This window comes from Phenylobacterium sp. NIBR 498073 (assembly GCF_027286305.1).
GTDB lineage: Bacteria > Pseudomonadota > Alphaproteobacteria > Caulobacterales > Caulobacteraceae > Phenylobacterium.
On the sequence record NZ_CP114599.1, the window covers coordinates 626,081 to 650,756 of the forward strand.

Annotated in this window: 24 protein-coding genes; 15 read left to right on the forward strand and 9 right to left on the reverse strand. The window is 69.6% G+C overall.

Annotated features, from left to right (window positions below):
* Window positions 1-65 precede the first annotated feature (65 nt).
* Window positions 66-416, forward strand: a complete 351-nt coding sequence (locus tag O4N75_RS03195) for a phage holin family protein (RefSeq protein ID WP_269627940.1) — start codon at window positions 66-68, stop codon at window positions 414-416.
* 64 nt (window positions 417-480) lie between these two features.
* On the opposite strand, the gene groL is transcribed toward O4N75_RS03195, so the two are convergent.
* Both groL and groES read right to left on the reverse strand, forming a co-directional pair.
* Window positions 481-2,121, reverse strand: coding sequence for a chaperonin GroEL (gene groL, locus O4N75_RS03200; RefSeq protein ID WP_269627941.1), 1,641 nt, complete (start codon window positions 2,119-2,121; stop codon window positions 481-483).
* A 53-nt stretch (window positions 2,122-2,174) separates the two neighbouring features.
* Window positions 2,175-2,462 (reverse strand): co-chaperone GroES, encoded by a 288-nt coding sequence (gene groES, locus O4N75_RS03205; protein ID WP_056017581.1) that lies wholly within the window; start codon window positions 2,460-2,462, stop codon window positions 2,175-2,177.
* 219 nt (window positions 2,463-2,681) lie between these two features.
* On the opposite strand from groES, the gene O4N75_RS03210 reads away from it, so the two are divergent.
* The 6 genes from O4N75_RS03210 to O4N75_RS03235 all read left to right on the forward strand — a co-directional run bounded on the left by O4N75_RS03210 (window position 2,682) and on the right by O4N75_RS03235 (window position 7,372).
* Entirely contained in the window at window positions 2,682-3,101 is a 420-nt protein-coding gene (locus O4N75_RS03210; protein ID WP_269627942.1) for a hypothetical protein, read from the forward strand.
* An 80-nt stretch (window positions 3,102-3,181) separates the two neighbouring features.
* The gene (locus O4N75_RS03215; protein WP_269627943.1) at window positions 3,182-3,565 is read left to right on the forward strand and encodes a VOC family protein; all 384 of its coding nucleotides are present in this window, start codon (window positions 3,182-3,184) and stop codon (window positions 3,563-3,565) included.
* Window positions 3,566-3,917: 352 nt separating this feature from the next.
* Complete coding sequence (locus O4N75_RS03220) at window positions 3,918-5,231, forward strand: acyl-CoA dehydrogenase family protein (RefSeq protein ID WP_267232448.1); 1,314 nt, start codon at window positions 3,918-3,920, stop codon at window positions 5,229-5,231.
* A 107-nt stretch (window positions 5,232-5,338) separates the two neighbouring features.
* A complete protein-coding gene (locus O4N75_RS03225; RefSeq protein ID WP_269627944.1) occupies window positions 5,339-5,857 on the forward strand; it encodes a GNAT family N-acetyltransferase in 519 nt (172 codons plus the stop codon).
* A gap of 175 nt (window positions 5,858-6,032) precedes the next feature.
* Window positions 6,033-6,791: a sulfite exporter TauE/SafE family protein gene (locus O4N75_RS03230; protein ID WP_269627945.1), complete on the forward strand. Its 759-nt coding sequence runs from the start codon at window positions 6,033-6,035 to the stop codon at window positions 6,789-6,791.
* Window positions 6,788-7,372 (forward strand): GNAT family protein, encoded by a 585-nt coding sequence (locus tag O4N75_RS03235; RefSeq protein ID WP_269627946.1) that lies wholly within the window; start codon window positions 6,788-6,790, stop codon window positions 7,370-7,372. Before O4N75_RS03230 ends, O4N75_RS03235 begins: the two co-directional genes overlap by 4 nt.
* Before the next feature lie 80 nt (window positions 7,373-7,452).
* Here O4N75_RS03235 and O4N75_RS03240 read toward each other — a convergent pair whose 3' ends face one another.
* Window positions 7,453-8,328: an SDR family NAD(P)-dependent oxidoreductase gene (locus O4N75_RS03240; RefSeq protein ID WP_269627947.1), complete on the reverse strand. Its 876-nt coding sequence runs from the start codon at window positions 8,326-8,328 to the stop codon at window positions 7,453-7,455.
* Window positions 8,329-8,455: 127 nt separating this feature from the next.
* Here O4N75_RS03240 and O4N75_RS03245 point away from each other — a divergent pair, with 127 nt between their 5' ends.
* Window positions 8,456-10,189, forward strand: a complete 1,734-nt coding sequence (locus O4N75_RS03245; RefSeq protein ID WP_269627948.1) for an alkyl sulfatase dimerization domain-containing protein — start codon at window positions 8,456-8,458, stop codon at window positions 10,187-10,189.
* Here the strand turns inward: O4N75_RS03245 and tadA are convergent.
* Window positions 10,186-10,662: a tRNA adenosine(34) deaminase TadA gene (gene tadA, locus O4N75_RS03250; RefSeq protein WP_348649521.1), complete on the reverse strand. Its 477-nt coding sequence runs from the start codon at window positions 10,660-10,662 to the stop codon at window positions 10,186-10,188. The two genes, O4N75_RS03245 and tadA, sit on opposite strands and share 4 nt — an antisense overlap.
* Here tadA and O4N75_RS21280 point away from each other — a divergent pair.
* Complete coding sequence (locus tag O4N75_RS21280) at window positions 10,645-12,360, forward strand: pseudouridine synthase (protein WP_348649522.1); 1,716 nt, start codon at window positions 10,645-10,647, stop codon at window positions 12,358-12,360. The genes tadA and O4N75_RS21280 overlap by 18 nt on opposite strands.
* Window positions 12,360-12,929 carry a 16S rRNA (guanine(966)-N(2))-methyltransferase RsmD gene (rsmD, locus tag O4N75_RS03260; protein WP_269627951.1) on the forward strand — a complete coding sequence of 190 codons (570 nt, stop codon included), beginning with the start codon at window positions 12,360-12,362 and terminating at the stop codon, window positions 12,927-12,929. Before O4N75_RS21280 ends, rsmD begins: the two co-directional genes overlap by 1 nt.
* Here the strand turns inward: rsmD and O4N75_RS03265 are convergent.
* Complete coding sequence (locus O4N75_RS03265; protein WP_269627952.1) at window positions 12,926-13,201, reverse strand: YjhX family toxin; 276 nt, start codon at window positions 13,199-13,201, stop codon at window positions 12,926-12,928. The two genes, rsmD and O4N75_RS03265, sit on opposite strands and share 4 nt — an antisense overlap.
* 385 nt (window positions 13,202-13,586) lie before the next feature.
* On the opposite strand from O4N75_RS03265, the gene O4N75_RS03270 reads away from it, so the two are divergent.
* The 4 genes from O4N75_RS03270 to O4N75_RS03290 are packed head-to-tail and all read left to right on the forward strand — an operon-like array spanning window position 13,587 to window position 17,288.
* A complete protein-coding gene (locus O4N75_RS03270; RefSeq protein WP_269627953.1) occupies window positions 13,587-15,191 on the forward strand; it encodes an ATP-binding protein in 1,605 nt (534 codons plus the stop codon).
* A gap of 52 nt (window positions 15,192-15,243) precedes the next feature.
* A complete protein-coding gene (locus O4N75_RS21285) occupies window positions 15,244-15,603 on the forward strand; it encodes a MerR family transcriptional regulator (protein WP_348649523.1) in 360 nt (119 codons plus the stop codon).
* Window positions 15,604-15,660: 57 nt separating this feature from the next.
* Complete coding sequence (locus O4N75_RS03285; RefSeq protein WP_269627954.1) at window positions 15,661-16,710, forward strand: DUF2157 domain-containing protein; 1,050 nt, start codon at window positions 15,661-15,663, stop codon at window positions 16,708-16,710.
* The gene (locus O4N75_RS03290; RefSeq protein WP_269627955.1) at window positions 16,707-17,288 is read left to right on the forward strand and encodes a GDYXXLXY domain-containing protein; all 582 of its coding nucleotides are present in this window, start codon (window positions 16,707-16,709) and stop codon (window positions 17,286-17,288) included. Before O4N75_RS03285 ends, O4N75_RS03290 begins: the two co-directional genes overlap by 4 nt.
* A 164-nt stretch (window positions 17,289-17,452) precedes the next feature.
* Here O4N75_RS03290 and mutL read toward each other — a convergent pair whose 3' ends face one another.
* A complete protein-coding gene (gene mutL, locus O4N75_RS03295) occupies window positions 17,453-19,333 on the reverse strand; it encodes a DNA mismatch repair endonuclease MutL (RefSeq protein ID WP_269627956.1) in 1,881 nt (626 codons plus the stop codon).
* A gap of 64 nt (window positions 19,334-19,397) precedes the next feature.
* On the opposite strand from mutL, the gene O4N75_RS03300 reads away from it, so the two are divergent.
* Complete coding sequence (locus tag O4N75_RS03300; protein ID WP_269627957.1) at window positions 19,398-20,381, forward strand: TraB/GumN family protein; 984 nt, start codon at window positions 19,398-19,400, stop codon at window positions 20,379-20,381.
* A gap of 142 nt (window positions 20,382-20,523) precedes the next feature.
* On the opposite strand, the gene O4N75_RS03305 is transcribed toward O4N75_RS03300, so the two are convergent.
* From O4N75_RS03305 to ileS, 3 genes are all read right to left on the reverse strand, one after another.
* Window positions 20,524-21,096, reverse strand: a complete 573-nt coding sequence (locus O4N75_RS03305) for a DUF3035 domain-containing protein (protein ID WP_269627958.1) — start codon at window positions 21,094-21,096, stop codon at window positions 20,524-20,526.
* A gap of 79 nt (window positions 21,097-21,175) precedes the next feature.
* Window positions 21,176-21,673 carry a signal peptidase II gene (gene lspA / locus O4N75_RS03310; protein WP_269627959.1) on the reverse strand — a complete coding sequence of 166 codons (498 nt, stop codon included), beginning with the start codon at window positions 21,671-21,673 and terminating at the stop codon, window positions 21,176-21,178.
* A 54-nt stretch (window positions 21,674-21,727) separates the two neighbouring features.
* Window positions 21,728-24,640 carry an isoleucine--tRNA ligase gene (ileS, locus tag O4N75_RS03315; protein WP_269627960.1) on the reverse strand — a complete coding sequence of 971 codons (2,913 nt, stop codon included), beginning with the start codon at window positions 24,638-24,640 and terminating at the stop codon, window positions 21,728-21,730.
* Window positions 24,641-24,676: the final 36 nt, after the last annotated feature.

The following is a 24,676-nucleotide window of genomic DNA, read 5'->3' on the forward strand; positions in this document are numbered from 1 at the left end:
CCGTGCGATTGCAAAGCTGCGCGCCCGGCCCCATCGTCAGTTGCGAAACGCCACGGAGCTTCCCGATGACCCGCTTTATCGCCCGCGTGATCTTCGCCGCGCTGGGCCTCGCGCTCGCCGCCTATCTGCTCAAGGGGGTGGGTTACGACAGCTTCGTCGACCTGCTGTTGGCGGCAGTGCTGCTGGGGGTGCTGAACGCTGTGGTGCGGCCGATCCTGTTCATCCTCACCCTGCCGCTGACCATCGTCACCCTGGGGCTGTTCCTGCTGGTGCTGAACGCGGCGATGATCGGGCTGGTGGCCTGGATGCTGCCCGGCTTCTGGGTGCACGGCTTCTGGTCCGGCGTCGCCGCGGCGATCATCACCGGCCTGGCCAGCTGGGCCGGCGGCGTGGTGATCGGGGACGCAAAGCGGTAGCGGCAAAGAAAAAGGGCGGAGCCTCGCGGCCCCGCCCTTCGTCATTTCGAAGCTAAGCTTGGACTTAGAAGTCCATGCCGCCCATGCCGCCCATGTCCGGCATGCCGCCGGCAGGAGCGTTCTTCTTCGGGGCTTCGACGATCGCCGCTTCCGTGGTGATCAGCAGGCCCGACACCGAGGCGGCGTCCTGCAGAGCGGTGCGGACGACCTTGGCCGGGTCGATGACGCCGTCGGCGACCAGGTCGACATACTGCTCGGTCTGAGCGTTGAAGCCGAAGGTCGGCGAGTTGTTCTCGAGGATCTTGCCCACGACGATCGAGCCTTCGACCCCGGCGTTCTCCGAGATCTGACGGATCGGCGCCTGCAGGGCGCGACGCACGATGGCGACGCCGGCGTCCTGATCGGCGTTGTCGCCCTTCAGGCCGTCGAGGACCTTGGAGGCCTTCAGCAGCGCCACGCCGCCGCCGGGCACGATGCCTTCTTCCACGGCCGCGCGGGTCGCGTTGAGGGCGTCGTCGACGCGGTCCTTCTTTTCCTTCACTTCGACTTCAGTCGCGCCGCCGACGCGGATGACCGCAACGCCGCCGGCCAGCTTGGCCAGACGCTCTTGCAGCTTTTCCTTGTCGTAGTCCGAGGTGGTCTCTTCGATCTGACGCTTGATCTGGCCGATGCGGCCTTCGATCGCGTCCTTCGCGCCGACGCCGTCCACGATGGTGGTGTCGTCCTTGGTGATCTGGACCTTCTTGGCGCGGCCGAGCATGTCGAGGGTGACGTTCTCGAGCTTGATGCCCAGGTCTTCGCTGATCAGCTCGCCGCCCGTCAGGATGGCGATGTCTTCCAGCATGGCCTTGCGGCGATCGCCGAAGCCCGGAGCCTTGACGGCCGCGACCTTCAGGCCGCCGCGCAGCTTGTTGACCACCAGGGTGGCCAGGGCTTCGCCTTCGACGTCTTCAGCGATGATCAGCAGCGGACGGCCCGACTGCACCACGGCTTCCAGCACCGGCAGCAGCGGCTGCAGCGAGGAGACCTTCTTTTCGAAGAGCAGGATCAGCGGCTCTTCCAGCTCGACTTCCATCTTGTCGGCGTTGGTGATGAAGTACGGCGACAGGTAGCCGCGGTCGAACTGCATCCCCTCGACGACGTCGAGTTCGGTTTCCAGGCTCTTGGCTTCTTCGACGGTGATGACGCCTTCGTTGCCGACCTTGGCCATGGCCTTGGCGATCATTTCACCGACTTCCAGGTCGCCGTTGGCCGAGATGGTGCCGACCTGAGCGATTTCCGAGTTGGTGGTGACCTTCTTGGAGGTCGACTTGATCTCCTCGATGACCTTGGCGACCGCCTTGTCGACGCCGCGCTTCAGGTCCATCGGGTTCATGCCGGCCGCGACCGACTTCAGGCCTTCGACGACGATGGCTTGCGCCAGGACGGTGGCGGTGGTGGTGCCGTCGCCGGCCTTGTCGTTGGTCTTCGAGGCGACTTCGCGGATCAGCTGGGCGCCGAGGTTCTCGAAGCGGTCAGCCAGTTCGATTTCCTTGGCGACCGAGACGCCGTCCTTGGTCGAGCGCGGGGCGCCGAACGACTTTTCGATGACGACGTTGCGGCCCTTGGGGCCGAGGGTCACCTTCACCGCGTTGGCGAGGGTGTTGACGCCGCGCAGCATGCGGTCACGAGCGTCGGAGGAGAAATAGACGTCTTTGGCGGCCATTTTTCTCGTCTTTCAATAGAAGTGGATGGGGAGGAAGGACGAAGGAGGGGTGGTTACTCGACCACGCCCAGGACGTCGCTTTCCTTCATGATCAGCAGGTCCTTGCCGTCGATCTTGACCTCGGTGCCCGACCACTTGCCGAACAGGATGCGGTCGCCGGCCTTCACGTCGAGCGGCTGAAGCTTGCCGTTGTCGTCACGGGCGCCAGGGCCGACGGCGACGACTTCGCCTTCCTGCGGCTTTTCCTTGGCGGTGTCGGGGATGATGATCCCGCCCTTGGTCTTTTCTTCTTCCTCGACGCGCTTCACGAGGACGCGGTCTCCCAGAGGACGAAACGCCATATCTTATGTCTCCGTTCGGGACGGTTGAATGCCTGTCGGTCAGCCTCCGGGTGCGGCCGTTAGCAGCCGCGACCCCTGAGTGCTAACGCAGGGCGGAGGTAGGGAACGCTCCGAAGGGAGTCAAGCACGGCGCACGACGGTTTTTGATTCCGCTTGGTTACCGGCACGCGCCGCAGATAGGGTCGGACCCGAGGGAACACCAGGAGAAGTAACACCACCATGCGCCGCATTTTCGCGCTCGCCGGCCTCTGCGCCTTGGCCGCCGCCACCACCGCCCAGGCCGAGGCCTGGACCCCCTACGCCAAGACCGCCAACGGGCTCGAATGGTCCTATGACGCCGATTATTCATACCGCGACACCCTGACGGGCCGCGTGGTCGTGATGCAGGCGGTCGGCAAGCCGGGCGCCGAACCGCGCATGGGGCCGTCCGGCCCTGGCAAGGCCGACGGGGTCGGCTTCGTCACCGCCGTCGACTGCAGCGGCAAGTCGATGATCAGCCTCGGCGGCTATTCGCCGAAGAAGCCGCTGGAGCTGTCGGCGACCTGGCGCACCGCCACCCCCGGCGCGGCCAAGAGCGCCGAGGACAAGGCGCTGGTCGAGGCGGTCTGCAAGAACACCTCGGGCCTGGCCGCGAAATAGCCGGCGAACCGGCGGGGCTGCTGACAGGTTTGCGTCAGTCCCGCCGCTAAGGCTGGCGGTTGACGATCGGAGGACACGCCATGCTCGACCACATCGGATTGACCGTCAGCGACTTCGCCCGGGCGCGGGCCTTCTACGACGCCGCGCTCGCGCCGTTGGGCGTGGCCATGGTGATGGAGGTGACGCCCGAGCAGACCGGCGGCTCCAGCCATCTCGGCTATGGTTCGGACGGCAGGCCCTATTTCTGGATCGGCGACGCCGGCGCGACGACCGGCGCCCTGCACGTCGCCTTCACCGCGCCCGACCGCGCCACGGTCGACGCCTTCTATGCGGCCGCCCTGGCCGCCGGCGGGCGCGACAACGGCGCGCCGGGCCTGCGCGAGCACTATCACCCGACCTATTACGGGGCCTTCGTGCTCGATCCCGACGGACACAACATCGAAGCCGTCTGCCACCAGGGCTGAGCGGCCCGCGAGAAAATGTCGGGATTGCGGCTGGCGATACCGACCGGTCGCTCCCATGTCACCATCATGAACCTGCTCCTCAAGCTTGCGCCTGCGCTGGTCATCCTGGGCTTGGCTGCGGCCCTGGTGCTGCTGAGCCTGCCCGCGCCGCTCTACGCCTGAGGCGGCGGCGCGGAGGCGCCGGCTTTCTCCGATCCGTGATTTCGGACTGAGCCCTTGCGCAGCAGGGGTTCTCGGCCTCGCGATGGCGCACGTCCAATGCTGGACGCTGTAAAATTAAAACGCTTGTTTGATTTTGCGGGAATATGGGCCAAAACTACCGCCAACCAAGATCGCAGCAGGAGAGACCCAGATGACCGAGGCCGCTAAGCAGGCCAGCTTCACGCTGAACGTGCAGGACGAACTGAACGACCTGCGCATGTCGGACAAGGCGCTGCCGCTCTACAATCAGGTCAAGCAATTCATCAAGGACGTGGTCCAGCCCATGTCCGAGGAATTCCATCGCCTCGGCGAGGGCAAGACCGACATCTGGAGCTACGCGCCCGGCCAGCTGGAAGTGCTGGAAGCGGCCAAGGACAAGGCCAAGGCCGCCGGCCTGTGGAACTTCTTCCTGCCGGACGCCCACACCGGTGAAGGCCTGTCGAACCTCGACTACGCCTACATCGCCGTCGAACTCGGCAAGAACCCGATGGCGTCGGAGACGATGAACTGCGCCGCCCCGGACACCGGCAACATGGAAGTGCTGGAGCGCGTCGGCACGCCGGAACAGAAGGAAAAGTGGCTGAAGCCGCTGCTGAACGGCGAGATCCGCTCGGCCTTCGCGATGACCGAGGTCAACGCCGCTTCGTCCGACGCCAAGAACATCAACACCCGCGCCACCCTGGTCGGCGACGAGTACGTGATCAACGGCGAGAAGCACTACATCTCGGGCGCCGGCGACCCGCGCTGCAAGATCATGATCACCATGGTCCAGACCAGCCCGGACGGCCCGCCCCACCTGCGCCAGTCGCAGATCCTGGTGCCGACCGACGCGCCCGGCGTGAAGATCCTCGGCCCGATGAACGTGTTCGGCGATCCGGACGCCCCGCACGGCCACATGCACATCGTGTTCGACAACGTGCGCGTGCCGGCCTCGAACATGCTGCTCGGTGAAGGCCGCGGCTTCGAGATCAGCCAGCTGCGCCTGGGCCCGGGCCGTATCCACCACTGCATGCGCGCCATCGGCCAGGCCGAGAAGGCCCTCGACCTGCTGGTCACCCGCGGTCTGACCCGCGAGGCGTTCGGCAAGCCGATCATCCAGCTGGGCGGCAACATCGAAATCGTCAGCCGCGCCCGCATCGAGATCGAGGCCATGCGCCTGATGGTGCTCAAGGCCGCCAAGGCCATGGACATCCTGCCGCGCGACGAAGCCCGGATCTGGATCCACATGGTCAAGGCCATGGTGCCCGAGCGGGTCTGCACGATCATCGACCAGGCGATCCAGATGCACGGCGCCCTGGGCGTCAGCCAAAAGACCCCGCTGGCCCGGATGTACACCTCGACCCGCACCCTGCGCCTGGCCGACGGCCCGGACGAGGTGCACCACATGGTCGTGGGCCGCAACGAGGTCCGCCAGTACCGCGAGATGCCGCACGATCCGTCGACCGCCGCGGTGTTCCGCAACTAGGCGTCGGCTGACACAGCTGCACAGGATCAGGCCCCGGCGCGTCCGGGGCCTTTTTCTTTGCCCGGCCGCCATCGACCGGCGCGGTCGGCCGGGCCTAGGCTCAGACCATGAGCTTTCGCATCAAACGGCTGAGCGCCGACGAAACCCTCCGCGCCGCCTCGGCCCTCGGGGCGGTGCTGAAGGACTGCGTGGACGGCGGGGCTTCGGTCTCGTTCATGGCGGGCCTGACCCTCGACGAGGCGACTGCGTTCTGGGCGCGCGCGGCCGCGGCCCAGGCCGGCGACGGCCGCGCGGTGCTGGCGGCTGAGGACGACGAGGGTCTGTTCGGCGTCGTGCAGGTGATCGCCGCCGGCATGCCCAACCAGCCGCACCGCGGCGACGTCGCCAAGATGCTCGTCCACCGACGCGGCCGGCGGCGCGGCGCGGCCGAGGCGCTGCTGGCCGCCGCCGAGGACGCGGGCCGCGGCCTCGGCCTGACGCTGCTGGTGCTCGACACGGTCACCGGCGGCGAGGCCGAGCGGCTCTACGCGCGGCTGGGCTGGGAGCGGGTCGGGGTCATCCCGAACTACGCGCTGACGCCCGACGGCGAACTCTGCAGCACCACATACTTCTACAAGCTCATCTGACAGCCACGCCTGTTCGGTGTAAGCAAGGTTCGCCCACAGCGAACCTCCGTCCGGCGCGACCGCCGGGAGCCGCAGCGAGGCGACCTCTTTCCCGCGCGCGCGTCGCGCAGCTGACCGGTGGAGCCGGGGCGCCTGTGTCCCCCGTCCGAGCCGCTCGCAACCTGGAGGACGACCCATGGGCCTGATCTCGGCTCTGTTCATAATCTGCCTGGCCTTCGTCACGGCGACCCTGTCGGGGGTGTTCGGCATGGCCGGCGGCCTGGTGCTGATGGGCGGGCTGGCGCTGGTGCTGCCGGTCTCCGCCGCATTCGTGACCCACGGCATCCTGCAGCTCGTCGCCAACGGCTGGCGCGCGGTGTTGCACCGCAAGTTCGTCCGCTGGGACATCGTCGGCTGGTACGCCCTGGCCTCGGCGATTGCCGGCGGCATCGTCGCGCTGATCTCGCTGGCGCCGTCCAAGCCGGTGCTCTACCTGCTGATGGGCCTGGTGCCGTTCCTGCTCTGGTTGCCGCAGCGCTGGATCAACCTCGACGCGGCGCGGCCGCCCCAGGCCTTCGCGTCGGGCCTGATGGTCACGGGCCTCAACCTCTCCGCCGGGGTCGCCGGCCCGCTGCTCGACATCTTCTTTGTGCGCACCAGCCTGACCCGGCACGCCATCGTCGCCACCAAGGCCGCGACCCAGGTGTTCGCCCACCTGGCCAAGATCCTGGTCTACGGGACGCCGCTGCTCACCAGTCGCGCCCAGGACCTGCCGCCCTGGTGGATGTTCGTGATCGCCATTCCGCTCTCGATGGCGGGTACGGCGGTCGGCGGCTGGATCCTCGGCCGCATCACCGATGTGGACTTCAAGCGCTGGACGAAGTGGATCGTGACCGGGATCGGGGTCCTCTATCTGATCCAGGCCGCTCAACTGTTCGTGCGAGGGGCCGGATGAAGATCGAACCCAGGGTGCTGGAAAACCCGTTCGTGCGGCTGGAGCCGATCGGCGAGCCGCACCGCGAGGGGCTGCGCGCGGCCTGCAACGCCGACCAGGACGTCTGGACCCGCCTCTATCCCTACTCCTGGGCCGGCGAGCACTTCGACCCGACCTGGGCCAAGCTGATCGACGACAACGCCAAGGGCGGCGCCCAGGGCTACGCGGTGATGGTCGGCGGCGAAGTGGTCGGGCTCACCACCTTCTACGGCGTCGACCCGGCCAATGCGGTGTTGGAGGTCGGCGGCACCTATTACCGGCCCGACGTGCGGGGCGGCGTGGTCAATCCGGCCGCCAAGCGGCTGATGATGGGGCACGCCTTCGACGGCGGCGCGCGGCGGGTGGTCTATCGCGTCGACGCCAGCAACGCCCGCTCGCGCGCGGCGGTGCTGAAGCTGGGGGCGGTGCAGGAAGGGATCCTGCGCCAGGACCGCGTCACCTGGACCGGCCGCATCCGCGACACGGTGATCTTCTCGATCCTCGCCGACGAGTGGCCGGCCGTGCGCCAGAGGCTGGACGAACGGCTGGCCGTATTCGCCTAGAGTGTCATCCCGGTCTTGCTTCGCAAACCGGCAATGACACGGCGCGGGGGCGACGCTCGTACGACGCCCCCCGCGATAGATCAGGCGCTCGCGGCGGTCTTCTCCGGAGCGGCCGGGAAGAACACCTTGGCGGCGTTCTCCGCGACCTCCTGGGCGGTGTAGGGCCGGCCCGGCGTGAAGCCGTCGGTCTGCAGCATCTTGATCTCGCGGACGCCGCGGGACGAGACGCCCAGCACCTTGCCGGTGTGGTCGGCGGCGAGGTCCGAGGCCATGTAGAGCACGCCGGGGGCGATGTTCTCCGGCAGGGCCATCGGATCGGGTTCCTTGTCGCGGAAGCCGGGGAGGTCCGAGGTCATGCGGGTGAAGGCGCCGGGGGCCAGGCCCATGACCCGGATGCCGTACTTGCGCCCCTCGATCGAGAGCACGCGCATGAAGCCGTAGATGCCGGCCTTGGCCGCGCCGTAGTTCGACTGGCCGAAGTTGCCGTAGAGGCCCGAGGTCGAGGAGGTCATGATGATAGTCCCGGGCTTGCCGTTGTCCTTCATCCATTTCCACACCGGCATGGTGCAGCAGTAGGTTCCCTTCAGGTGGACCTTCACGACCAGGTCCCAATCGGCCTCGGTGGTGTTGGCGAAGGTCTTGTCGCGCAGGATGCCGGCGTTGCAGACGAGGATGTCGACCTGGCCGAAATTATCCAGGGCGGTCTTCAGGATGTTCTCGCCGCCTTCGAGGGTCGAGACGTCGTCGGTGTTGGCCGCGGCCCGGCCGCCGGCGGCGATGATGTCGTCAACGACCTTCTGCGCCGCGCCCTTATCCGAACCGGAACCGTCGCGCGGCCCGCCCAGGTCGTTGACCACAACCGCGGCCCCTTCCTTGGCGAACAGCTTGGCGTAGGCCTCGCCCAAACCGTTGCCCGCGCCGGTGATGATGGCGACCTTGCCGTCCAGCAGGCCCATGTCGTTTCTCCCTAATGATCTAAGTTATGGGGCCATCTTCGGGGCGAGGTTTTCCGCTGGCAAGCCTTGACCGCTGGAGGCGGCCGGCTCCAATTGGCGTGCTGCGTGCCAATAGGGAGCGACTTCGATGATCCGCATGCTGGCCCAAAGGGCCGCGCTGACCGCCGCCCTGAGCGCCGCCGGCGCCGCCTTCGCCCACGAGCCGGCCCCGCGGATCGCTCCTTCGCTGGCCGCCCACACCGCCGAGTTCGCGCCGCCCAAGGTCTATGAACCGGCGCCGGGGATCTTTTCGGCGGTCGGCTATGGGATCGCCAATTCGATCATGGTGGTCGGCAAGACCGGGGTCGTCATCATCGACACCACCGACAGCCTCGATGAGGCCAAGAAGGTCTGGACCCAGTTCGAGCCGCACGCGGCCGGCAAGCCGATCGTCGGGGTGATCTACACCCACAACCACAACGACCACATCAACGGCGCCCGCGGATTTCCGGTGGCGGACGGCGCCAAGATCATCGCCCACGACACCCTGCTGCGCGAGGCGGCCAAGTGGAACGGCGTTGCGGCCCCCGCCATCGCCGCGCGGGCGGCGCGGATGTACGGGGTGTTCCTGCCCAAGGGCACGCCGGACGGCTTCGTCAGCGTCGGGATCGGGCCCTATCTCTCGGCCTTCAGCGGCGGCGGGGCGGGGGGCTTCATCCCGCCCAACACCGTGTTTGCGGACAAGCTGGAGATCACGCTGGGCGGTGAGCGGTTCGTGCTCGAACATGCCCCCGGCGAGACCGAGGACCAGATCCTGGTCTGGATGCCCGAGCGCAAGGTGCTGTTCCCCGGCGACAACATCTACAAGGCCTTCCCCAACCTCTACACGATCCGCGGCACCAGCTACCGCGACCCGGTGCAGTGGGCGGACTCCATCGACCGGATGCGCGAGCTGAAGGCCGAGGTGCTGGTCCCCTCGCACACCCGGCCGATCGTCGGGACGCAGGCCATCGCCGCCGAGCTGACCAACTACCGCGACGCCATCCGCTTCACCCACGACCAGACGGTCCGCTGGATGAACCAGGGCCTGACCCCGGACGAGATCGTCGAGAAGGTGAAGCTGCCGGCCCACCTGGCGGCCGACCCGTACCTCTACGAGCACTACGGCACGGTCGAATGGTCGGTGCGCTCGATTTTCGCCGGCTACATGGGCTGGTTCGGCGGCGACCCGGCCGCCCTATCGTTCGACGCGCCGGACGTGCGGGCCAAGGAAATTGTCGATCTGGCCGGCGGCGCGCCCCAGGCGCAGGCCGCGGCGCAGAAGGCGTTCGACGACGGGCGCTGGAAATGGGCGGCCGAGCTGGCCGGTCATGTCGGCCGGGCCGACGCGGGGCTGAAGCCGCAGGCCGACGCCCTGCAGGCCAAGGCGTTCCGTCAGCTCGGCTACGACAGTGTCTCGCCCAACGGCCGCAACTACTATCTGGAGCGCGCCGCCGAGCTCGAGAAGAAGGCCCCCGGCTGGGCCCAGATCATCAGCGCCCGCCAGAGCGGCTCGCAGGCCGCCGGCCTGCCGGCCGCCGCGGTGGTGGCGACCTTCCCCGTGCGGCTCAACGCCGAAAAGGCGGCGAATGCGCAGGCGGCCGTGGGGCTGAAGCTGATCGGCGACGGCGACTGGACCATCCGCGTGCGCCGCGGCGTGGCCGAGACGCCGCAGGGCGTGGCCGGCGACGTCCCGCTGGTGGTCGCCGCGACCAAGGCCGATTGGGTCGGGGCGCTGGCCTCGCCGGGCGCGATGCAGGCGGCGCTCACCTCCGGCAAGGTCAAGATCGAGAAGGGCGACCCGGCGGCGCTGGCCGCGTTCCTCGAGCTGTTCCGGGGTTAGCCCTTCTTCTTGCGGCGGGCGCGGAAGAAGCCGCGCAGCAGTTCGGCGCTTTCCTCGGCCAGCACCCCGCCGGTGACCTGCGGGCGCCAGTGGCAGGTCGGTTGCTCAAAAAATTTCGGGCCATGCACCACGGCGCCGCCCTTGGGGTCCTCGGCCCCGAACACGACGCGGCCGATCCGCGCATGGCTGATCGCTCCGGCGCACATGGCGCAGGGCTCGAGGGTCACGACGAGGGTCAGGTCGGTCAGCCGGTAGTTCCCGAGCTTCGCAGCCGCTTGCCTTAGGGCGACGATCTCGGCATGAGCGGTCGGATCGTGCGCGCCTATCGGGCCGTTGGCCCCGACGGCGACGATCTCGTCGGTCCTCGGATCGACGACGACGGCGCCTACGGGAGTTTCTCCGCGTGACGCGGCGTCTTGCGCCGCCGCGAGCGCGATGCGCATGGTGCGATGATCATGATCCACGACCCCCAACGAAACGACGAGACGGCCTCCGGTCAAGGTGAGCGCGTCGCAAAGGCGCTGGCTCGGGCAGGCGTAGCCTCCCGGCGAGACGTCGAAAAACTCATTGAAGAGGGCCGCGTGGCCCTGAACGGCGAGGTGCTGACCAGCCCGGCGGTGAACGTTCGGCCCGACGATATCCTCACGGTCGATGGCGAGGTGGTCGACGCCGCCGAGCCGACGCGGCTGTTCCGCTATCACAAGCCGATCGACCTCCTGACCACGCACAAGGACCCGCAGGGCCGCCCGACGGTGTTCGACGCTTTGCCGCCGGGCCTGCCGCGGCTGATCTCGATCGGGCGCCTGGACATCAACTCCGAAGGCCTGCTGTTGCTGACCAACGACGGCGAACTGGCCCGCGCGCTGGAACAGCCCTCCAGCGGCGTCGTCCGGGTCTACCGGGCGCGCGCCCGCGGCCGCGTGACCCAGGCCGATCTCGACAAGCTGGCCGACGGCGTGACCGTCGAGGGCGTCCGCTACGGTCCGCTGGAAGCCAAGATCGACAAGGCCAAGGACGGCCCGAGCGGCGCCAACGTCTGGATCACCGTCACCATCGCCGAAGGCAAGAACCGCGAAGTCCGCAAGGTGCTGAAGTCGGTGGGCCTGGAGGTCGGGCGGCTGATCCGCATGTCCTACGGCACGTTCGCGCTCGGCTCGCTGCCGGTCGGCCAGATCGAGGAGGTCGGCCCGCGGGTGATCCGCGAGCAGCTGGTCGAGTACATCGCGCCCGAGAACCTGCCGACCGGCGACCGCCCGTCGTTCAAGGCCCCGAAGGCCCCGCCCGGCGCCCATGCGGTACACGACGGCACTGGTCGTCGCGGCTCCTCGGCCCGTCCCGCGGCCGAGCCCAAGCCCAAGCCCGCCTACAAGGAAGGCTGGGCCCGTCCCAAGGTCGAGATCAAGGCCCCGGCCGTGAAGCGCCGCCGCGCCCCGCGCCCGGGCGAGGAGGTCGCGCCCGCCGTCCCGCTGGCGCCGCGTCGACGCTCGCCGCGCATTCCCGGCGACACCCCGGGCGGCATCCGCAGCTACGCGCCCGGTGATCCGCTGGCTCCGCCGCGGCCGCCGCCCCGCGCCGGCGGCCCCAAGCGCAAGCCGGGCGATGGCCCGCGCAAGGGCGCAACCCTGATCGAGCGCGGACCGCGTTCCAACGACGGCAAGCCGGCCAAGCCGCGCGGCCCGCGTCCGGAGGGCCGTGACGAGCGTCCCCGCGGCGACTGGGCGGGCCCGGCCCGCGGCCCGCGCCGCGACGGCGACGCGCCGCGTGGCGAAGGGCGTCCCGATCGTGGACCGCGCAGCCCGCGGCCGGACGGAGATGCGCCGCGCCGTGAGGACCGCGCCGAGCGCTTCGATGGTCCGCGTGGTCCGCGGCCGTCGGGCCCGCGTCCGGGCGGCAAGCCGGGCTTCGGCGGTCCGCGCTCCGGTCCCCGCCCGGGTGGCCCGCGCAATGATGCGCCGCGGGGTGAAGGACGTCCCGAACGCGCCGACGGTCCGCGCGGTCCGCGGCCTGGCGGCAAGCCGGGGTTCGGCGGTCCGCGTTCCGGCCCGCGTCCCGATGGCCCGCGAGGCGACGGCCCGCGTTCCGACCGCCCGCGCTCGGGCGGCGGCGGCGGCAAGCCCGGTCCGCGGGGCCCGCGCCCCGGCGGTCCGCGCGGACCTAAGCGGGACGGCTGATGCGTATCGTTTCCGGTGAGTTCCGCGGCAAGGCCATCGCCACGCCGCCGGGCGATCGCACGCGCCCGACCTCCGACCGCGCGCGCCAGGCGGTGTTCAACATCCTTGAGCACGCGGCCTGGTCGCCCGGCGTGCGGGACCTGCGGATCATCGATCTGTTCGCCGGCTCCGGGGCGCTGGGCTTCGAGGCCCTGTCGCGCGGCGCGGCCTTCTGCCTGTTCGTCGAGACCGACGAGCAGGCCCGTGGGGCGATCCGCCAGAACGTCGACGCCATGGGCCTGTTCGGGCGGACCCGCGTCCATCGTCGCGACGCCACCGACCTGGGGACGCGCCCCGGCGCCGATGGTCCGGCCTTCGACCTTGCCTTCCTTGATCCGCCCTACGGCAAGGGCTTGGGCGAGGTCGCGCTCGCCAAGCTGGCGGCCGGCGGCTGGCTTGCGCCCGGCGCGGTGGTGATGTTCGAGCGCGGCTCGGACGAGCCGGACTTCGAGGTTGCGGGGTTCGAGAAGCTGGACGCACGCGACTACGGCGCCGCGCGCGTCCATTTCCTGAAGTTCGCCGGGGTCTAGAAGGCCCGGGCGGACGTGCGGTTGTCGAGCTGGCTGCGCAGGCTCCTCAGTCCCTCCTTGGTGATCTGATAGGGCTGACTGTCGCGGCTGGCGATCAACCGCTTCTGCTTCAGGCTCTTGAAGATCGCGACGTTGCAGTCGCTGAGCACCCAGCCGTCGCGGGTGACGCAGTCGGCTGCGAGGATGGCGCCGCGTTCGTCGCGTTCGAGGATGATCCGGCCGCCTTGGGCCATGGCGTGCAGCGTGCGTTGCTGCGCTTTTGAAACGTTCAATGGAATATCCAGCGTTCAGGCATGAGGAAACGCGCCCGGGCCAGATCTCGTGAAAACGAGGGCGCGGACGTTGGGGCCTGACTGCCGATATTCAGACGAGGACGCCGGCTCGGCGGTTAGGCCCGGACCTCGAACGCAAGCTCAGACATGAAATCCTCTTTCTTGAGCCGTACCTCGCCATCATGGCGTAGCCGCACGCCGCCGTCCAGGCGCTGGGGCCGACCACCGAGCACCTGAACGGCTCCGATCGCCTTCCGCATGTGACGGCGGCATGACGGTTGTGTGACATTATGTATTTGATTTAACAAAGAAAAGTATAAGTTATTCATGGCTCGTTAGCCGAGGGGCGACTAAAGCGCTGCTCGACCCGCGAGAGCCTTGTCCGATGACCGCCATCTTGCTCGACCTGATCCAGTCGATCGCGCCGATCACGCCGGAGACCCTGGGCCAGGACGTCTATGACCGCTTCCAGGCCGAGCCGGACACTCTGGCGATCGCCGTGATCGACGAGGAGGGCCGCCCCGTCGGCCTGGTCGAACGCAATGCCTTCTTCGTGGCCATGGCCGCCCACTATGGCCGGGCGCTCTACGCCCTGCGGCCGATCTCGCTGTTGATGAACGCCGCGCCGCTGGTGGCCGAAGGCGACACCGCGGTGGCCGAGTTCTGCGGCGACGTGCTGGCCGACCGCTCCAGCGAAGTGATGAAGGGCTTCGTGGTGGTCAGCGGCGGCCGCTACGCCGGGGTCGGCTCGACGCTCGCCCTGCTGCAGGCGACCAGCGCCGCCAACCGCGCCCACGCCGAGGAGATGACCCGGCTGGCCGACACGCTCAACCAGGCCAAGCTCGAGGCGCAGAGCGCGCTGACCGCCAAGTCGCAGTTCCTGGCGGTGATGAGCCACGAGATCCGCACGCCGCTGAACGGGGTGCTGGCCATCGCCGACATCCTGCAGCGGCGGCTGGGCGACCCGGCGCTGAAGCCCTACGTGGCCACCATCCAGGATTCCGGCCAGACCTTGCTGCGGCTGCTGACCGACGCCCTCGACTTCAGCCGCGCCGACGCCGGCCAGCTGGAGCTTGCCGAGGACAGCTTCCACCTGCCGGGCCTGCTCGACGACCTCTCGGCGCTGTGGACCGCGCGGGCCGAGCTCAAGGGGCTGAGCCTCGACTTCCGCTACGATGGCGCGCTCGACCAGTGGGTGCTGGGCGATGCGGTGCGGATCAAGCAGGTGTTCAACAACCTGATCGGCAACGCCCTGAAGTTCACCCGCCAGGGCGGCGTGCTGGTGCTGCTGGCGGCCCGTCGCAGCGACGTGCATGTGCTGATCGAGGGCGAGGTGCGCGACAGCGGCGTCGGCATCCCCGCCGACCGGCTGGGCGCGATCTTCCAGCCGTTCAGCCAGACCGAGGCCGGCGTGCGCGAGGGCGGCGCGGGGCTGGGCCTGTCGATCTGCCGCCAGCTGGTCGAGCAGATGGGCGGCGCCATCGGGGTCGAGAGCGATTCCGGCGGCACGGCGTTCCGCTTCGAATTTCCGCTGTTCGACCTGCCGGCCCCGAGCCAGGCCGAGATCGCCGCCGAGCCGGACCTCAGCGGCGGCCCCGGCGGCCTGCACGTGCTGATCGCCGATGACAACGCGACCAACCGCCTGGTGGCCGAGACGCTGTGCGGCATGTTCGGCTGCACCAGCGAAAGCGTCGAGGACGGCGAACAGGCGGTCAGCGCCGCGGCCTCCGGGCGCTTCGACCTGGTGCTCATGGATATCAAGATGCCGAACCTCGACGGCGTGGGCGCCACGCGGCGCATCCGCGGCCTGGCCGGGGCGGCGGCGGAGGTGCCGATCCTGGCGATCACCGCCAACGCCGATCCGTGGGACGCGGCCAACTACCTGGCCCAGGGCATGGACGGGGTGGTCGAAAAGCCGATCAAGGCCGAGCGCCTGCTCAGCGCCATCAGCAGTCTGTTCCTTCAGGACGCGGAGTCGGTGGCCGCTTGACCCTCACGCTGCGGGATAGCTGCTTGTCCACGCCGTAACGGCGGAGGGCATGATGAGCGTCTACACCGTCAGCGAGCTGGCCGGACTCTCGTGCGTCTCGGTGCGCACCCTGCGCCACTACGACGAGATCGGGCTGCTGAAGCCGGCCACGGTCGGGCAGAACGGCTATCGCTACTACGGCGAGTCCGAACTGCTGCGTCTGCAGCAGATCCTGTTCCACCGCGAACTGGGGCTGCGGCTGGAGGACATCCGCCGCGCCCTCGACGCCCCGGACGCTCCCGCCTACCGGGTCCTGGCCGACATGTACGCCGATCATCCCGACTTCCGGGCCAGGTACGAGGGCCGCGCGACCGGGTTCGCCGACTACCTGGTCGCGGCCATGCGCGCCTTCGCCGAATCCCGCCTGAGTTGAGGTTGCCTGCGCCGGCGGCATGGGCGAGGGTCCAGGCCGAACGGCGCGGAGGCGTGGATGGCGAGCTACAGGGCTCGGCTGACGAAGGATGTCGACGAATGGATCGCCGCCGGGCTGGTGCCGGCGGCGAACCGGCAGGCGATCCTGGACCGGGTGTCGGACGGCCGGCGGATCGACGCCTCGGCCGCCCTGGCGGTGATCGGGGCGCTGCTGCTGGGGGCCGCGGCCATCGCCTTCGTGGCCGCCAACTGGGGCGCGATCCCGCGGCTCCCGCGCTTCGGGCTGATCGTCGGACTGTTCGTGGCCACGGCCGGCGGGGGGGCCTGGGCCGCGAGGGCTGGCCGCCCCCTGCTGAGCAACACCCTGCTGGCGGTGGCGGCGCTGGTCTACGCCGCGGCCATCGGCCTGACCGGCCAGATCTTCGACATCGCCGGCGATCCGCAGCGCGCGCTGCGCAGCGCGGGCCTGGCCGCCGCCCTGCTGACGGTCGCAGGACGCTCCAGCGCCGCGGGCGTCGTCGCCCTGGCCCTGCTGGGCTTCGGCGAGTTCGCCGGCCGCTTCGATGGCGGCGAGAGCCGCTGGCTGATCTTCGCCGCCCCGGTCGGGATGGGCTTAGCCTGGTTGTGGAACTCCAAGCCGCTGGCGCACGCCTCGGCCCTGGCGTTGATCGTCGGGCTGGTGGCGGCGATCGCCCAGTTCGAGCGCTGGGGCGCGACCAGCCTGCTGGTCAGCAGCGCGGTGCTGGCGGTGCTGGCCGCCGGCGCCCGGCAGCTGGGCGAGCGGCGCACGGCGCTGATCTTCCTGCTGTGGTTCGTCTGGGGCGCGCTGGTCTTCTACGGCGTCGCCGGGTTCGACGAGTTCAAGGGCGGGGGGCTGATCGCCCACCGCGCGGCCTGGCTGCTGATCTCGGGCGGGGTGATCGCGCTCGGTATGCATGACCGCCAGGGCATGGTCACGGCCGCCGGCGTGGTTTCGATGATCGCGGCGGTCTGCGCGATCCTGTTCGACCTGGGGCTGGGCCTGATGACCGCAGCCGGGCTGTTCGCGGTCTGCGCGCTGATCGCGCTGATCGCTGGCGGCCTGACCCGGCGGAGGGGCAAGCCATGATCGCCAGCCTGCCCCTGCGTATCGCCGCCGCGGCCGCCGTCCTGGTGCTGTTGCTGGTCGGGGTGGTGCTGCGCGAGAACGCCGCTCGCGCCGCCGGCCGCGAGGTTCTGCTGCCGATGGAGGCGGTCGACCCGCGCGACCTGCTGACCGGCCACTATGTGGCCCTGCGCCTGTCGCAACAGCTGGCGCTGGGCCTGTCCTGCCCGCATGAGCGCACGAGCTTCGAGGAGGGCGGCTGGATCGGGTTGAAGCCGGCTGGCGGCCATTACCGGTTCGTCGGCGTCGGGGCGAGCCGCCAGGCCGCCCTGGCCGGCGGCGCGCAGCTGGCGGTGCGCGGCGGCGTCTATTGCTCGCGCACCACCTTCGGCGACGCCGAGGCCGACGTGGTCACCCTGGACATCGGCGTCGACCGCTTCCACGCCGATCAGGACGAGGCCCTGGCCATCGAAAAGGCGCTGCGGCAGCGCCGCCAGGGCGAGGCCCCGGCCTTCGCGGTGGTGTCGGTCGGCGACGACGGCCGCGCGCGACTGAAGGGCGTGATCGTCGACGGCAAGCGCACCGACCTGACCTGGTGGTGAGCGGGCCCCGTTCCCGGGGTGTCATCCCGGTTTCGGCGTAGCCGAAGACCGGGACCCATTCGCGTCTGAGTCTTGGTGAGTGGGGCGCGGCCGAACCGCATCCCGATCCATCCGGTGTTCATAGGTCCCGGTCTTGCTTCGCAAACCGGGATGACACTCTCTGCTCAGCGCCGCCCGAACAGCCGCTCGATGTCGGCGAGCTTCAGTTCCACATAGGTCGGGCGGCCGTGGTTGCACTGGCCCGAATGGGGTGTGGCCTCCATCTGGCGCAGCAGGGCGTTCATCTCCGGCGCGGTCAGCCGTCGGCCCGCCCGAACCGAGCCGTGGCAGGCCATGGTTCCGCAGACCTCGGCCAGTCGTTCCTTGAGCGCCAGGGCCTGGCCGTTCTCCGACAGGTCGTCGGCGATGTCGCGGATCAGACCGGCGACGTCGGTCTCGCCCAGCAGGGCCGGGGTCTCGCGCACCAGCACCGCGCCGGGACCGAACGACTCGACCACCAGGCCCATGTCCTCCAGCTCGGGGCTGCGCGCGACCACCCGCTCGGCCTCGGCCGGGTCGAGCTCGACCACCTCAGGCAGCAGCAGCACCTGGCGGGCGACGCCGCCGCCTTCCATCTGAACCTTCATCTGTTCGTAGACGAGGCGCTCGTGCGCGGCGTGCTGGTCGACGATCACCACCCCGTCGCGAGTCTGGGCGACGATGTAGGTCTCGTGCACCTGGGCGCGGGCCGCGCCCAGCGGGAAGTCGACCGGATCGAACGCCACGCTCGCGGGCGGTGCCTCCTGCAGGCCGGGCGTGTAGTCCTGCGGCAGCGGCGCCCACTCAGGCGCCGGCTCAGCGCGGGCCGAGACCGCGGTCAGGCCGGGCAGGCTCTGCGTCGCTGCGGCGATGGCCGGCGCCCAGCCGCCGGCCTGCCAGGCCGAGAAGCCCTGGGCCGAGGGCTGCGGCGGCGGGTAGCTCGGCTGCGGCGACCAGCCGGGGCGCAGGTTGGAGAGCGTGTCGCTGGCGACCGTCGTGGCCGCGCGGTGGCCGGCCCCGGCGAGCGCGTGGCGCAGGCCGCCGACGATCAGGCCGCGCACCAGCGCCGGATCGCGGAAGCGCACCTCGGCCTTGGCCGGGTGGACGTTGACGTCGACCAGCGACGGATCGAGATCGAGATAGAGCGCCACCAGCGGATGGCGGTCGCGGGCCAGGAAGTCGGCATAGGCGCCGCGCAGGGCGCCCTGGAGTAGGCGATCGCGAACGGGCCGGCCGTTCACGAACAGGTACTGGTGGGCGCTGTTGCCGCGGTTGAAGGTCGGCAGGCCGGCGAACCCGGTCAGCCGCACGCCCTCGCGCTCGTGGTCGATCTCCAGGGCGTTGTCCGAGAACTCGCGCCCCATGATCGAGGACAGCCGCGCCAGCCGGCCTTCCGGCGCCTTGCTCTCGGCCGGCAGCCGCAGGGTGCGGCGCCCGTCGAGGTCGAGGGCGAAGGACACCGCCTCGTGAGCCATGGCCTGGCGCTTGATCTCGTCGGCGATGGCCAGCGCTTCGGAGCGCTCGGACTTCATGAACTTCAGCCGCGCCGGCGTGGCGTAGAACAGGTCCCGCACCTCGACCCGCGCCCCGTGCGGGCCTGGGAAACCGGAGGGCGTCACCGGCCCGACGGTCCCGCCCTCGACCAGGATGGCGTGGGCGTCGGCGGCGCCCTTGGCGCGCGAGGAAATCGACAGCCGCGCCACCGAGCCGATCGAGGGCAGCGCCTCGCCGCGGAAGCCCAGGGTGTGGATGTGCAGCAGGTCGTAGTCGCCGGCGTCGTCGGGGGCGAGCTTGGAGGTCGCATGCCGCTCGATAGCCAGAGCCAGCTCGTCGGCCGACAGGCCGCAGCCGTCGTCGGCGACCAGGATGCGGGTCAGCCCGCCGCCGTCAGCCTGCACCTCGATGGAACGCGAACCGGCGTCCAGTGCGTTCTCCACCAGTTCCTTGATGGCGCTCGCAGGGCGCTCGACCACCTCGCCGGCGGCGATGCGGTTCACGGTTTCGGGCGGAAGGCGGCGGATGGGCATGGTCACGCTTCGGTTAGCTGGTCACTATATGGTGATTCCGGGGGGCAAGTCTGGAAGGTGGTCCGTGAAACCGACCCTTGGCGTGGCGCTGGCCGCCGTCATTCTCGCGTCTCCCGTCTCGGCCCAGGCGCCGCTGGTCCCGGCGGCGGCCCTGCCGGCCGGGGTCGTCGACCCGAACGAGACCCTGGTCGAGGAGCTGGTGGTCACCGCGCGCCTGCCGGGGCCGGCCTGGTGGCGGGTCTCCAACGGGACCTCCACCGTCTACGTGCTCGGCGCTCCGACCGTGGCGCCCAAGCGCCAGCAATGGGACCGCCTGCAGTTCGATCGCCATCTGCAAGGCGCCAATGCGGTCATCCTGCCGTTCACCGGGCTGAAGGTGAAGCTGGCCGGCGCTCCGGGGGCGGCGATCAGCTACCTGCGCCTGAAGTCGAGCAAGCCGTTCGAGGACAGCCTCGATCCGGCTGAGCGGGCGCGGTTCGCAGCGGTCCGCGGCAAGCTCGGCCAGCCCGCCGACCATTACAAGACCAAGCACCCGCTGGCCGCGGCCCTGATGCTGACCGACGATTATCGGGAGAAGGAGAACCTCACCACCGCCGACCCGACCAAGCTGATCAAGCTGCTCGCCCAGCAGGGCGGCGTGAAGGTGGTGCAGCGCTCCTATGATCTTGGTCCGCTGCTGGGGGCGGTCACCCGCACCTCGCAGGCGGCCGGCGAGGCGTGCCTGGACGAGGTGATGGGCGAGATCGAGGCCGGGCCGGGGCGCACCCTGGCCGCCTCGCGCGCCTGGGCCGACGGCGACGTCGCCGGCGCGCTGGGGGCCGAGCGCAGCTACGAGCGCTGCATCGCTGTCACCCCTGGGGCGCTGACCTTCGACGCGCGGGTGAAGAGGGATCTGGCCAAGGACATCGAGGCGGCCCTCAAGAGCCCCGGCCACGCCATCGCCGTCGCCCCGCTGCGCACCCTGCTGGCGCAAGGCGGCGTGCTCGATCAGCTGCGCGCCAAGGGCTACGAGGTGAAGACGCCGGGGGATGTGGAAGCGGATGACTAAGTCCAGATCCTCCCCCCGTGGGGGGAGGTGGATCGGCGCGGAGCGTCGAGACGGAGGGGGACTGCTCTCGGTGAGCGTCAGGGTCCCCCTCAGTCAGCCGTTCGGCTGACAGCTCCCCCTGAGGCGGGAGCATCTGCTCGTCTTACAGGCCCGGCAGCTTGATGCGGGTCTGCTTCTCGCGGGAGATGACGACGGGCTTGTCGCCGGTCAAGCTCTTGATCTTGGCTTCCTCGGCGGCCGGATCGACCGGGGCCGGGACGTTGTCGCCGGCCGCGGCCACGACCGCGGCGCTGCTGCCGGCGGTGTCGCCCGGCTTCCAGAACATCACCTTGTCGGCGAACGACTTGTCCTTGTGGGCCAGGGCGCCGGTCTCGTCGTCGACGACGTAGCGGATCAGCGGGTCGGCCTTGTCGGCGCCGGCCTTGGCGACCAGCAGCTTCTCGCCGTCCGAGCGGGCCTGGGCCTCGCGCGAGCCGAGCAGGGCGTTGCGCGCGGCGCTTTCCGGCTGCAGCTCCTGCGGCCGCGGTTCACCGGGCGCCGGCGGGCGCAGGGCGTATTCCGGCGGCACCACCAGCGGGGCCTTCGACACCACGCGGAACTCGTCAGGGGTGACCTTGGTCATGCCCAGGGCGTTGCGGGTGGAATTGCAGCCCGCGAGGCCAAGGCCGGTCGCCGCGACGAGGGCGGACGCGACGAGCACACGGTTCAGACGCATCAACTTTGAGTCTCCGAAAGCCGCCCCCCGGCGGTGAAGGGTGGGTAAATAGCGCATACGGGCATACCCGCCAACGCGATTAAGCAGCCGATTCCTTACGCAGGGAATCGAGCAACAAGAAGACGACGCCGATGGTGATGGCGCTGTCGGCGACGTTGAACACCCAGGGGAAGAACCCCAGGCGCTGGAAATCCAGGAAATCGACCACCGCCCCGAAGCGGATGCGGTCGATGGCGTTGCCGATCGCGCCGCCGATCACCAGGCCCAGGCCCACGCCCAGCAAGGGACGGTGGGCCTTGCGGACCCAGATGGCCAGGGCGACGGCCACGCAGATCGAGAACAGGGTCAGGATCCAGCGCACCAGGTCGGCGTCGGCGCGGAACAGGCCGAAGCTGACGCCGCGGTTCCAGACCATGGTCAGCGAGAACGGCCCGGCGATCGGCGTCGAGAACCGCGCGGGCAGGTCGTAGACATAGAGGATCCAGTACTTCGACAGCTGGTCGGCCAGGATCACGAAGGCGGCCAGGCCATAGGCCGCCCAGCCGAGTTTGGAGATGGACTTCAAGAGTGCTCCCATTTTCCGGTCGCCCCGCCGGAGCGACCGGAACTGTGGTTTATCCTGCGGCCGGGCTCAAGCCCGCGCAGCGTCCCAGGCGGCGACCGCGTCGGCGTCACGCAGGGACAGGTCCGGATAGCGCGGATCGGAGCCGACCTCCGGCAGGATGCGCCACGAGCGCGCGCACTTGGCGCCTTGCGCTTTCAGCGGCTCGACGGCGACTCCGGGAACCTCGACCAGCCGGAAAGCCCCGGCCGGACCGTCGTCCTCGGCCAGGGTCGCCTGGCTGGTGCGGAACACCTCGGCGGCGTCCAGTCCTTCGAAGGCGGCCAGCAGGGCCGCGTCGGCGACGTGGACCACCGGGGCGGCCTCCAGGGCCGCGCCCAGGCGTTTCTCGCGGCGCTCGACCTCAAGCGCGCCGGTGACCACGCTGGTCACCTGCTGCACCTTGGCCCAGCGCTCGGCCTCGGCGTCGTTGCGCCAGTCGGCCGGAGTCTCCGGGATCTGCCGCAGGCAGTTGGAGTGGGCGTCCGGATAGCGGGTGGTCCAGGCCTCTTCCATGGTGAAGGGCATCAGCGGCGCCAGCCAGGCGGTGAGCCGCTCGAACACCGCGTCCATCACCGTGCGCGCGGCGCGCCGGCGCAGGGCGTCGGGTCGGTCGCAATAGAGGCTGTCGCGGCGGATGTCGAAGAACAGCGACGAGAGCTCGTTCTGGCAGAACTCGATGATCGGCCGGATCACGTCCTGGAAGTCATAGCCCTCGTAGCCGGCGCGGACCTGGGCGTCCAATTCCCACAGCCGGTGCAGGATGAACCGCTCCAGCGGCGGCATCTGCTCCAGGTCCACCGCCTCGTCGGGCGAGTAGTCGGCCAGGGCGCCCAGCATGTAGCGGACGGTGTTGCGCAGCTTGCGATAGGCGTCGGAGGTCGTCTGCAGCACCGTCTTGCCGATGCGGCTGTCGTCCGAATAGTCGATCATCGCCGCCCACAGGCGGATGATCTCGGCCCCGGACTCGCGGATCACCGCCTGCGGGTCGACGACGTTGCCCTTGGACTTCGACATCTTCTCGCCGTTCTCATCCATGGTGAAGCCGTGGGTGAGGATGGCGTCGTACGGCGCGCGGCCGCGGGTGCCCGAGCTTTCCAGCAGCGAGGACTGGAACCAGCCGCGGTGCTGGTCGGAGCCTTCGAGATAGAGGTCCGCCGGCCACTTGGTGTGCTCGCGGTTCTCCAGAGTGAAGGCGTGGGTCGAGCCAGAGTCGAACCAGACGTCGAGGATGTCGTCGATCTTCTCGTAGCGGTCCGGATCGTGGCTGCCGAGGAAGTCGGTCACCGGGCGGTTGAACCAGGCGTCGGCGCCCTCGACCTCGATGGCCGCGATGATGCGGGCGTCGACCTCGGGGTCGTGCAGCGGCTGGTTCGTCTCCTTGTCGACGAACATGGCCAGCGGCGCGCCCCATGCGCGCTGGCGGCTGATCAGCCAGTCGGGCCGGGTCTCGACCATCGCGCGGATGCGGTTCTTGCCGCCGGCCGGATAGAAGGCCGTCGCCTCGATCGCCTCCAGCGCGGTCTCGCGAAGGGTGCGGCCGCCGAGCTGCGGGGTGTCCACCGGTTCGTCCATGCGGATGAACCACTGCGGAGTGTTGCGGAAGATCACCGGCGCCTTGGACCGCCACGAGTGCGGATAGGAGTGCTCCATCCGCCCACGGGCCAGCAGAGCGCCGGCCTCGATCAGCTTTTCCATGACCGCGCCGTTGGCCGGGCCGAACTTGCCGGCCTTCTTGCCCTCGGTCTCCAGCACCTTGAGGCCGGCGAACAGCGGCACGTGCGGATAGTAGGCGCCGTCCGGATCGACGGTGTCGGGGATGTCGCGATGACCGTGGGCCAGCCACACCAGGTAGTCGTCCGCGCCGTGGCCCGGCGCGGTGTGCACGAAGCCGGTGCCGGCGTCGTCGGTGACATGGTCGCCGTCCAGCAGCGGCACCTGGAAGCCGTAGTGGGCGTCCAGCGCGTGCAGCGGGTGCTCGCAGACCATGCCCTGGCAATCGATCGCTTCCAGCTTGCGCCAGCTGGCGATCTTGGCGGCCTTGAAGACGTCCTCGGCGAGCTTCTCGGCGACAATCAGCTTGTCGCCCGGCTTGGCCCAGGGCTCGAACTCCAGCCCTTGTTCCATCGCCTCGACCACGTAGACGGCGTAGTCGATCGAGTCCGAATAGCTGATCGCCCGGTTGGCGGGGATCGTCCACGGCGTGGTGGTCCAGATCACCACGCTGGCCCCGCGGGCCGCGTCGCTGCCCTCGACCACCGGGAACTTCACCCAGATCGTCGGCGAGACGTGGTCGTGGTACTCGACCTCGGCGTCGGCCAGGGCGGTGCGCTCGACCGGGCTCCACATGACCGGCTTGGAGCCGCGATAGAGCTGGCCGCTGGCCACGAACTTATGGAACTCGGCCACGATCGCGGCCTCGCTCGAATAGTCCATGGTCGCGTAGCGGTTTTCCCAATCTCCGATCACGCCCAGGCGCTTGAAACCGTCGCGCTGCACGTCGATCCAGTGGGCGGCGTACTCGCGGCAGCGGGCGCGGAACTCGGCCTTGGAGACCTCGTCCTTGCGGCGCCCCTTCTCCTTCAGCTCCTTCTCGATCTGCCACTCGATCGGCAGGCCGTGGCAGTCCCAGCCCGGCACGTAGTCGACGTCGTAGCCGAGCAGGAAGCGCGAACGGACCACGAAGTCCTTCAGCGTCTTCTGCAGGGCATGGCCGATGTGGATCGCGCCGTTGGCGTAGGGCGGGCCGTCGTGCAGCACGAACAGCGGCGCGCCAGCGCGCTGCCGCTCGGCGCGGATCGAGTTGTAAAGGTCGGCCTTCGCCCAGCGGGCCAGGATCTCCGGCTCCTTCTGCGGCAGGCCCGCACGCATCGGGAACGGTGTTTCCGGGAGGAAGACGGTTTCGCGATAGTCGCGCGAAGGCAGTTCGGCGTCGTCGGCCATGGGATTTTCCAGCTTTGGCTCGGAGCTTGAGGACTA

Excerpts from the sequence above, each read along its gene's own strand:
- O4N75_RS03240 (WP_269627947.1), bottom strand. The coding sequence starts at position 8,328 with ATGGGCCTGCTGGACGGCAAGGTCGCCATCATCACCGGCGCGGGCAAC.
- lspA (WP_269627959.1), bottom strand. The coding sequence starts at position 21,673 with ATGGGAGCACTCTTGAAGTCCATCTCCAAACTCGGCTGGGCGGCCTAT.
- O4N75_RS03285 (WP_269627954.1), top strand. The coding sequence starts at position 15,661 with ATGGCGAGCTACAGGGCTCGGCTGACGAAGGATGTCGACGAATGGATC.
- O4N75_RS03225 (WP_269627944.1), top strand. The coding sequence starts at position 5,339 with ATGAGCTTTCGCATCAAACGGCTGAGCGCCGACGAAACCCTCCGCGCC.
- O4N75_RS03195 (WP_269627940.1), top strand. The coding sequence starts at position 66 with ATGACCCGCTTTATCGCCCGCGTGATCTTCGCCGCGCTGGGCCTCGCG.
- groL (WP_269627941.1), bottom strand. The coding sequence starts at position 2,121 with ATGGCCGCCAAAGACGTCTATTTCTCCTCCGACGCTCGTGACCGCATG.
- O4N75_RS03220 (WP_267232448.1), top strand. The coding sequence starts at position 3,918 with ATGACCGAGGCCGCTAAGCAGGCCAGCTTCACGCTGAACGTGCAGGAC.
- O4N75_RS03270 (WP_269627953.1), top strand. The coding sequence starts at position 13,587 with ATGACCGCCATCTTGCTCGACCTGATCCAGTCGATCGCGCCGATCACG.
- O4N75_RS03215 (WP_269627943.1), top strand. The coding sequence starts at position 3,182 with ATGCTCGACCACATCGGATTGACCGTCAGCGACTTCGCCCGGGCGCGG.
- mutL (WP_269627956.1), bottom strand. The coding sequence starts at position 19,333 with ATGCCCATCCGCCGCCTTCCGCCCGAAACCGTGAACCGCATCGCCGCC.
- rsmD (WP_269627951.1), top strand. The coding sequence starts at position 12,360 with ATGCGTATCGTTTCCGGTGAGTTCCGCGGCAAGGCCATCGCCACGCCG.
- O4N75_RS03290 (WP_269627955.1), top strand. The coding sequence starts at position 16,707 with ATGATCGCCAGCCTGCCCCTGCGTATCGCCGCCGCGGCCGCCGTCCTG.
- O4N75_RS03235 (WP_269627946.1), top strand. The coding sequence starts at position 6,788 with ATGAAGATCGAACCCAGGGTGCTGGAAAACCCGTTCGTGCGGCTGGAG.
- ileS (WP_269627960.1), bottom strand. The coding sequence starts at position 24,640 with ATGGCCGACGACGCCGAACTGCCTTCGCGCGACTATCGCGAAACCGTC.
- O4N75_RS21285 (WP_348649523.1), top strand. The coding sequence starts at position 15,244 with ATGAGCGTCTACACCGTCAGCGAGCTGGCCGGACTCTCGTGCGTCTCG.
- O4N75_RS03210 (WP_269627942.1), top strand. The coding sequence starts at position 2,682 with ATGCGCCGCATTTTCGCGCTCGCCGGCCTCTGCGCCTTGGCCGCCGCC.
- O4N75_RS21280 (WP_348649522.1), top strand. The coding sequence starts at position 10,645 with ATGATCCACGACCCCCAACGAAACGACGAGACGGCCTCCGGTCAAGGT.
- groES (WP_056017581.1), bottom strand. The coding sequence starts at position 2,462 with ATGGCGTTTCGTCCTCTGGGAGACCGCGTCCTCGTGAAGCGCGTCGAG.
- O4N75_RS03245 (WP_269627948.1), top strand. The coding sequence starts at position 8,456 with ATGATCCGCATGCTGGCCCAAAGGGCCGCGCTGACCGCCGCCCTGAGC.
- O4N75_RS03230 (WP_269627945.1), top strand. The coding sequence starts at position 6,033 with ATGGGCCTGATCTCGGCTCTGTTCATAATCTGCCTGGCCTTCGTCACG.
- O4N75_RS03305 (WP_269627958.1), bottom strand. The coding sequence starts at position 21,096 with ATGCGTCTGAACCGTGTGCTCGTCGCGTCCGCCCTCGTCGCGGCGACC.